Annotated in this window: 6 protein-coding genes; 4 read left to right on the top strand and 2 right to left on the bottom strand. The window is 65.3% G+C overall.

What is annotated here, in order from left to right:
- Positions 1-388: 388 nt before the first annotated feature.
- Together HOV91_RS37880 and HOV91_RS37875 are read right to left on the bottom strand one after the other, a co-directional pair.
- Complete coding sequence (locus tag HOV91_RS37880) at positions 389-1108, bottom strand: metal-dependent hydrolase (protein ID WP_217441578.1); 720 nt, start codon at positions 1106-1108, stop codon at positions 389-391.
- A gap of 422 nt (positions 1109-1530) precedes the next feature.
- Entirely contained in the window at positions 1531-2166 is a 636-nt protein-coding gene (locus HOV91_RS37875) for a P-loop nucleotide/nucleoside kinase family protein (protein ID WP_174190011.1), read from the bottom strand.
- A 357-nt stretch (positions 2167-2523) separates the two neighbouring features.
- Here HOV91_RS37875 and HOV91_RS37870 point away from each other — a divergent pair, with 357 nt between their 5' ends.
- The 4 genes from HOV91_RS37870 to HOV91_RS37855 form a co-directional block, all read left to right on the top strand.
- Positions 2524-3474: a hypothetical protein gene (locus HOV91_RS37870; RefSeq protein WP_217441577.1), complete on the top strand. Its 951-nt coding sequence runs from the start codon at positions 2524-2526 to the stop codon at positions 3472-3474.
- A gap of 123 nt (positions 3475-3597) precedes the next feature.
- Positions 3598-4233 (top strand): histidine phosphatase family protein, encoded by a 636-nt coding sequence (locus HOV91_RS37865; protein WP_174190009.1) that lies wholly within the window; start codon positions 3598-3600, stop codon positions 4231-4233.
- 464 nt (positions 4234-4697) lie between these two features.
- Entirely contained in the window at positions 4698-5330 is a 633-nt protein-coding gene (gene yczE / locus HOV91_RS37860; protein WP_174190008.1) for a membrane protein YczE, read from the top strand.
- Positions 5331-5659: 329 nt separating this feature from the next.
- Positions 5660-7559, top strand: a 1900-nt coding sequence (locus HOV91_RS37855; RefSeq protein WP_174190007.1) for a molybdopterin-dependent oxidoreductase, incomplete at its 3' end; no start/stop codon positions are given.

Here is a 7559-nt window from a genome sequence, read left to right as displayed (position 1 = left end):
CGGGCGGGGGAGGGCGGTGGCGTCCAACGCCGCGGCCGCATAGTCGAGGCGAACATGGGCCTCAGGGTAGCCGGGGGAGTGCGGAGTTCCGGCGAGAAATCGGGCTGAGCAGGTGACTGGAATGCGGCGAAAGGTAGCGGAGTGCGATAGGCCAGGGGTGGCGTAACTACGCTAAAACATGTCCTTACGTAGATATGCGCATCTACAAATATATGCGACCCCAGACCCATCGACACACCCTCACACCACGCGAGCAAAAGCAGCAAAGAAGCCAGGGGTGAGGGTGACAGCGAAGGACCTCGGTGGGCAGCTGATCGGCGCTGCTACCGGGCTCGGTGACGGCGGTAATCGACTGGCCGATACGGAAGCGGGCAGCAGCGCCACGATCTCAGGGTTGGTGGGTGATGGTGTACCAGAGGATGGCGAGCGTGCCCAGCGTGAACAACGGTGCCACGACGAAGGTTTCGATCGCGTTCCCGGTGCGATCGATGATGGGGAATCTGACCCGGTGGCCGAAGGGCCAGAACAGGCGGCAACCGCGATCGGTGAGGCAATCACCGATCAGATGTGCCAGTGCGCCCAAACCGACGGCGAAGGGCAGCCAGACCGGTTTGTCGGCGATCCAGTGCTCCATCGCGAACGTGCCGGCGGAAGCGAGGACCACGATCGGCCCCCACGCTTTGACGTTGTTGCCGGACGGGCACAGATGCAGGGCGCGCACGGCGAGGGCCAGCAGGAAGAAGACGAGGCCGAGGGTGAACCACCGCCCGAGCCAGTGCTCGCCGGCCCACGTGCCGAAGGCCGCGGCCGCGACGAATGCCAATGAGTGGGTGGCGCCGCGGTGCCCACCCGAGACCCACGAGATCAGCTTGCATGCGGTGTGCGTGATCGGACCGAGTGTGTGCGAGATCGTCCCGTCGGGATGGTCCGCATCGGGCAGCAGCGCGGCCCCGGCCGTGAGAAAAACACCCAGCAAGAGGTCGACGGTGCCGAGGTGCCCCGTCGCATCCTGGAGAGCCGGATAGGTCAAGACCGTGACCGGCAGCGTCGCCGCTGCCGCCGACCAGGCCAACGCGCCACTGGTCGCATGTGAATGTCCAAGCACCATTCGAACGTTAGTTCAGCTACCTATCGGTACGCGAATGCCGTTCTGGGGTGCGAAATCCGAGTCGAAACCGACGATAGGGTAGGGGAGAGTCAGGAAAATCGAGATAAGCCGGGGGAGCTGTGCGGGCCATCGTTGTACGCGCTGATGTCTGCCACCACTGTCAGGCGCTTCCAGTCGGAAGTTCGTAAAGTGATGCAGGCCAGTCGGATTCGTATTGTGAAACGGAGTTACGCTCCTATGCGTATGTCACTATATAAAATTGACATCCACAACAGCCCAAACGAATCAAAAGCCGCAAGGACCGCCGGGGGAATCCGCTGTTTCGACGAGACGTAGGCGTGTATACGTTCCCGCTTCGGGAAGGGCCGCAGGATCGCGTCTGATCCGCGCGATAGGGGATACACCTCGGCGCGGCTTCGAGCCTAGAGAACGTCGCCGATCGCGACGGTGGCCGCGGCCATCACCTGCCGCGCGAGTTCCGGACAGTCGACCGACGCGGTGGTGTCCACGACGACGACCGGTGTGAGCGCCAGCGGTTCGGCCAACCGCGCCCAGCGGTCCCAGTCCTGAGCGAGGTGGGCGTCATCGTGGTACAGAGCGGCGCGCGTGCGGCCGCGGTAGCGCGCACGGGCGAGGTCGGCGGGAACCGAACACCAGACTTCCACGGCACGCGTCGCGCCGGACGTCGTGATGCCTGCGGCGGCATATCGGATATCCCGGGGTTTGAACCACCACGAGTCGACCAGCACGACACCGGATAGCGCCCCGGCGAGGGCCCATGCGGCCTCCATCGCGATCGCTCCGATATTCGGTGGCACCGTGGCATGGTCCAGTCCGGCTCCCAGCGCCTCCTTGACGGCGTCCTTGGTGATCAAGTGCGCGCCGAGTTCGCGCGCCAGCGCCGGCGCCAAAGTGGACTTCCCGGAGCCCGGCAGTCCGTTGACGAGGACGAGTAGTTCGCAGATGGTGACGCAACCTCCACAACAGCCGAGAGCCTCGGGCCGACGAATGGCGTGATTCTTCTTGCCGATCGCCGTCATTCGCAAGGTGGGGTACACCGCGCAGCTCTGCGATGACTCTCGTGCGAGGCGCGGATCCCCCGAGCGAGCTTCCACAAACCCGACCGATCAACCGGCTCGGCGGCGGGGACTCGTCTGCCGCGACAGCGGCAGGCTCTGCCGGCGAACGAGTCGCTGATTATTTCCCAGTTGCGGGGATATAGTGCGTCGGCTAGTGCCTACGCTGCACCGCATAGCTCGAGCTGATCGATTGCCCGCTCCGGATAACAGGCTCGAAGAGGATGCGTGGCAACTGTCTGGTAGGAGGTTGCGGTGAGCAAGGGGCGTGGAGTCCATCTGTGCGGCAGTGTTCCATTGGCAGACGCGCGAACGGTCTTCTCCGAGGCGGTACGGCGAATGGGGGCTCATCTGAAGCGCATTCCGGACGGTGAAACGGGAGTGCGCGACAACTGGGTGGTGTGGCAGCTGCCCAAGATGCAGGCGCATCCGGACCTGCAAACCGTTCCGCCGCCGAGCCCGGAATACGGGCCGAGCGAGCGGGTGCGGCCCAGGCCCGGCGTGGACGCGGCATCGATCGACTTCGGTCCGCTGGGATACGCGGAGGCCGCCCTCGAGTCCTGGCAGGTGTTCCGTCAGCTGCGCGAGGACGGCACTGTTCCGGCGGGCATCCGGTTCCAGGTCAGTTTGCCTAGTCCTATCGCGGTGATCGGGGCTTTCGTCGCCGGGCCGCAGGGGGAGTTGGAGCAAAGGTACGAGGCGCGCCTGCTGGACGAACTCGCCGTCATCGTCGACGCGATACCGCCGGAAGATTTGGCGGTGCAATGGGATGCCGCCGTCGAGTTCGCCATCTTCGAGGGCATCTTCCCTTCATGGTTCGGCTCTGATTACCCGACGCAGCTGGAGGAAGTAGGGCAGCGGCTCATCCGGTTGGGCGCCGCGGTGCCCAACCCTGTCGAACTCGGTTATCACCTCTGCTATGGCGATTTCGGTCATCGTCACTTCGCCGAGCCTGCCGACACCGGCCGGCTCGCGGCGGTCGCCGGTCGCGTGCTGGCCGGGCTGGAACGCCCGGTCAACTGGATTCATCTCCCGGTCCCGCGCTCGCGCACCGATGCCGGGTATTTCGAACCCCTCGCCGACCTCGCCCTTCCATCGGAAACGGATCTGTACCTCGGCCTGGTCCATGCCACCGACGGCCGTGCGGGCGCGCTCCAGCGCATCGAAGCCGCACGCGGCGTGATCGCCGAGTTCGGCATCGCCACCGAGTGCGGCATGGGCCGCCGCCCGCCGGATCAGATCCCGGCCTTGTTCGACCTGCACGCAGAACTTGCCGACACTTCGGCCTGAGTTCGACTGCCTCGGCGCCAGGCCACATCTCGGGGTTGGGCTTGGCGCCGAGCCGGAACGCGGCCACGATAGGGTGAGTCGGAGGCCAGGGCCGGATTTGGGGAGCGAGCCAGGGGGAGGGGCATGCAGGACATGTACGTGGTGAGTCACCCGCACGCGGAGCACACCGAACGCGATCTCGTCGGTGGCTGGTTCGACTCGAACCTGACGGCGCGAGGTCGGCGTGATGCCCGCCGCGTGGCCGAAGAGCTGGTCCGGCGGCGCGACGGCGCGGCGCGGCCGATCCGGATCACGACATCCGACCTCGCGCGTTGTACCGAGACGGCCCGAATTCTGGGAAGGGTATTGGCTATTCCGGTGTCGGTGGACGAGCGGCTGCGGGAGATCAGCTTCGGGGAAGCCGGTGGGCGTCCGAACGCGTGGCTCGTCCGGCGGCAAGTGCCCGCACCCGATCACGACCGCCTCGACCATCGCGGTCCCATCCCTGGCGCGGAGACGCGACGTGAGGTCGCGACCCGGGTGGGTGCGTGCGTGAATGAGTTGATGGCAGACACCGATCACGACCACATCGTCGTCACCCACGGTTACGCACTGACATTCGTGATCACCACCTGGATGATGATCCCGGTCGCCGCGGCCGGTTTCGCGTCCTTCGCCACCGAGCCCGGCGCGATCACCCACCTGCGGCATGACGACTACTGGCGCAACCGTGCGCTGGTCGCTCTCGCCGATACGTCTCACTTGAGCGCCTCGCGATGACGACACCGTCTCGCGCGACGGCTTCAGTATGGGGGAAGGGTCGGAAGGAGGGCGCGCGACGCCCTAGTTGACATAATGTTGATTATCGGCGGAAATTCGGCGTGGGTCGGCGGTGCGGTTTCAGGTGCGAATGTCGTTGCTGTCGTCCGGTTTCGCGGCTTGGCATGTCCACCTGGATCGGTCCTACGGCTCTCGGGCGGTGTTGGTGATGTCGCGCGATGGGCCCGCTTCGGCGCTTTGTCCGTTTGGTGTAAATATTTCGGCGACTATAGGTCTGATTGGTAAATCTTGGATTTTTCCTAGATCGGACTCCCCTTGCCTGGCTGTGAACCGGGTCTAATCGTCACAGTGACGAATTGGGGTGTGGCCGGGAAGTGTCAGTTCATGCGATGGCATTTGTTTCGCAGTCCACTGATTGGTGATTGGCTCTGGTTGTGGTGGCCAGTTGCGGGCACGCTGAGGCGATGCTGGTTCGTCGGTTGGTCGCGTTGTATGTCGGATTGTGGTTGTACGGGTTCTCGATGGCGGTGATGGTGCGGGCGGAGCTCGGGCTGGATCCGTGGGATGTGTTCCATCAGGGCGTGGCGCGGCATGTGCCGATCAGTTTCGGGGCTGTGACGGCGGTGACCGGCGTCGCGGTGCTGTTGGCGTGGATTCCGTTGCGGCAGATGCCCGGTCTGGGCACGGTGAGCAATGTGGTGGTGATCGCGGTGTCGGTCGATGCCGGGCTGGCGTGGCTGCCGTCGTGGGATTCGCCGGCGGTTCGGCTCGGCGCGATGATCGCCGCTGTCGTGTTGAACGCGGTGGCGAGTGTGCTGTACATCGGTGCGGGTATGGGTCCGGGACCGCGAGATGGACTGATGACTGGACTGGTTCGGCGGACCGGCAAGTCGGTGTGGGTGGTACGTACGGCGATCGAGGTGACGGTGTTGACGACGGGGTTCGTCCTCGGTGGCAGCATCGGTATCGGAACGCTGGTGTACGCCTTCGGGATCGGCCCGCTGATCCACCTGATGATTCCTGCGGTCAACCGTTTCCTGCCGGGGTTCGCGTCATCGAAGCCGGAATCTGTGGTCACTGCGGTTCCGGCCGCGTAGGCGGAGCACTCCCCCTGTTGGCGGTCCTCGGTACCGCGTCCCCGAATCGTCACCGTGACGAAGTGAGCCGATGGAAGAACATGTCCGCGGTGGACGCGGGTGGCTTTTCGGCTGGACCTGCTGCTTTCGGTGCGTGATCTGCCGTCGTGCCGCGGGTGGTGCAGGCGGGGTTTGTGCCGGAAGGCGCCGAACGCGGCGCGGGATTGCACGCGGAGGGCTGGCACGGACATGCGTGCGCACCCCAGAATTTCGCCTAACATACAGGCCTGTACGGAAGGTGGGCGTCCCGGTTAGCCTGGGGGGAACGATCCGGCAGAAGGTGAAAATTCATGAGTGCTACCACCATTGCCCGGCAGTGCACCTTGTGCGAGGCGCACTGCGGAATTCTCGTCACGGTCGACGGCGACCAGGTGACGCGGATCGAGGGTAATCCCGAGGACGTGTTGTCGAAGGGGTACATCTGCCCGAAGGCGACGGCGATGGGCGGGTTGCACCATGACCCGGATCGGTTGCGGACGCCGGTGCGGCGAGTGGGTTCGTCGTTCGAGCCGATCGGGTGGGACGAGGCGTTCGAGGAGATCGGGCGGCGGCTGCGGCAGATCCGTCGCGAGCACGGGCACAGCGCTGTCGGCATGTATCTCGGTAATCCGGCCGCGCACAGTTCGTCGGTGCTGTACGCGGGGATGCTGCGGGCGGTGTTGTTGACCCGGAACTTCTTCTCGGCGTCATCGATCGATCAGTTCCCGCAGGAGTTCGTCGCATGGCGGATGTTCGGCTCGAATGTGCTGATGCCGGTGACCGACATCGACAGGACCGATCGTCTGGTGATCCTGGGGGCCAATCCGGCCGTGTCGAACGGGTCGGTGACCACTATGCCGAATGCGAAGCAGCGGATTCGGGACGTGCGGGGGCGTGGTGGGAAGGTCGTGGTGATCGATCCGCGGCGCACCGAGACGGCGCGGCTGGCCGATCAGCATGTCGCGGTGGCTCCGGGTGGCGACGTGTATCTGCTGCTGGCGATGTTGCATGTGCTGGTCGCAGAGGATCTGTGTGACGACAGAGCGATTCGGGCGTCGAGCACGGGCTGGGAGCAGTTGCGCGCGTTGGTGGCCGAGGCCGCTCCGGAGGAGATGGCGGCATACGCGGGGGTGGATGCGGAGACGATTCGTGAGCTCGCACGCGAGCACGCGGCGGCGTCCTCGGCGGTGCTGTACGCGCGGATCGGGGTGTGTCAGCAGGTGACCGGCACGTTGACGCATTGGTTGGTGAACACGATCAACGCGGTGACGGGCAATCTGGATCGGGCGGGTGGTCAGATGTTCGCGACGCCGCCGATCGATGCGCCACGGTATGGGAAGTACCTGCCGGTGGCATACGGGGCGTGGACGGACCGCTCCGGGACCTACAAGTCGTTCCGTTCGGAGTTGCCGGTGGCGGCGCTGGCGGACGACATGCTGACCGAGGGGCCGGGCCGGATCCGCGCGATGATCACGTACGCGGGTAATCCGGTGTTGTCGACGCCGCAGCGTGGTCGGTTGGGCGCGGCGTTGGATTCGCTGGATTTCTATGTGGCCGTGGACATGTATGTCACGGAGACGACACGGCACGCGGACATCATCCTGCCGCCGATTTCGCCGTTGGAGCGGGAGGACGTCAACATCCTGTTCCCGGTGTTCAGTGTGCGCAACAACTTGCGCTTCGACGCGCGCGTGTTCGAGCCGCCCGCCGACGGGTTGGAGGATTGGCAGATCATGGCGCGGCTGATCACCGAAGTGCTGCCGCTGCCTGCGCGCCGGTTCACCGCGCGGGTGTTGAATGCGGTGTTCGATCGGGTCAGCCCGCTGCGGATCGCTTCGCTGGGGGTGGCGGCGGGTCCGTATGGGGTGTTGCGGCGGGGGCGCAAGGGTTTGACTGTGGGTAAGGCGCGTGCGGCGGCTGGGGGTATCGATTTGGGGCCGTTGCGGCCGAGGTTGCGGTCGTTGCTAGGGACGAAGGATCGGAAGGTGCATTTGGCGCCGGAGGATTTCGTGGCGGCCGCGCGTGCTGTGCTGGCGGATGCGCAGGCGGGGAAGGCGTTGACCAGGCCGGCCGATGGGTTCGACTTGAAGTTGATCGGTCGCCGTCATCTGCGCAGTAACAATTCGTGGTTGCACAATGTGCCCTCGATGGTGAAGGGGCGGGATCGTTGCACGGCGCTGATGCATCCGCAGGATGCGGCGGCGCGGGGGT

Origin of the sequence: Nocardia barduliensis, from assembly GCF_013315795.1 — a bacterium.
Classification (GTDB): Bacteria; Actinomycetota; Actinomycetes; order Mycobacteriales; family Mycobacteriaceae; genus Nocardia; species Nocardia barduliensis.
The sequence above is the reverse complement of the archived record's forward strand: the minus strand, read 5'-3'. Positions and strand labels throughout refer to the sequence as shown.

Excerpts from the sequence above, each read along its gene's own strand:
- HOV91_RS37880 (WP_217441578.1), bottom strand. The coding sequence starts at position 1,108 with ATGGTGCTTGGACATTCACATGCGACCAGTGGCGCGTTGGCCTGGTCG.
- HOV91_RS37870 (WP_217441577.1), top strand. The coding sequence starts at position 2,524 with ATGGGGGCTCATCTGAAGCGCATTCCGGACGGTGAAACGGGAGTGCGC.
- HOV91_RS37865 (WP_174190009.1), top strand. The coding sequence starts at position 3,598 with ATGCAGGACATGTACGTGGTGAGTCACCCGCACGCGGAGCACACCGAA.
- yczE (WP_174190008.1), top strand. The coding sequence starts at position 4,698 with ATGCTGGTTCGTCGGTTGGTCGCGTTGTATGTCGGATTGTGGTTGTAC.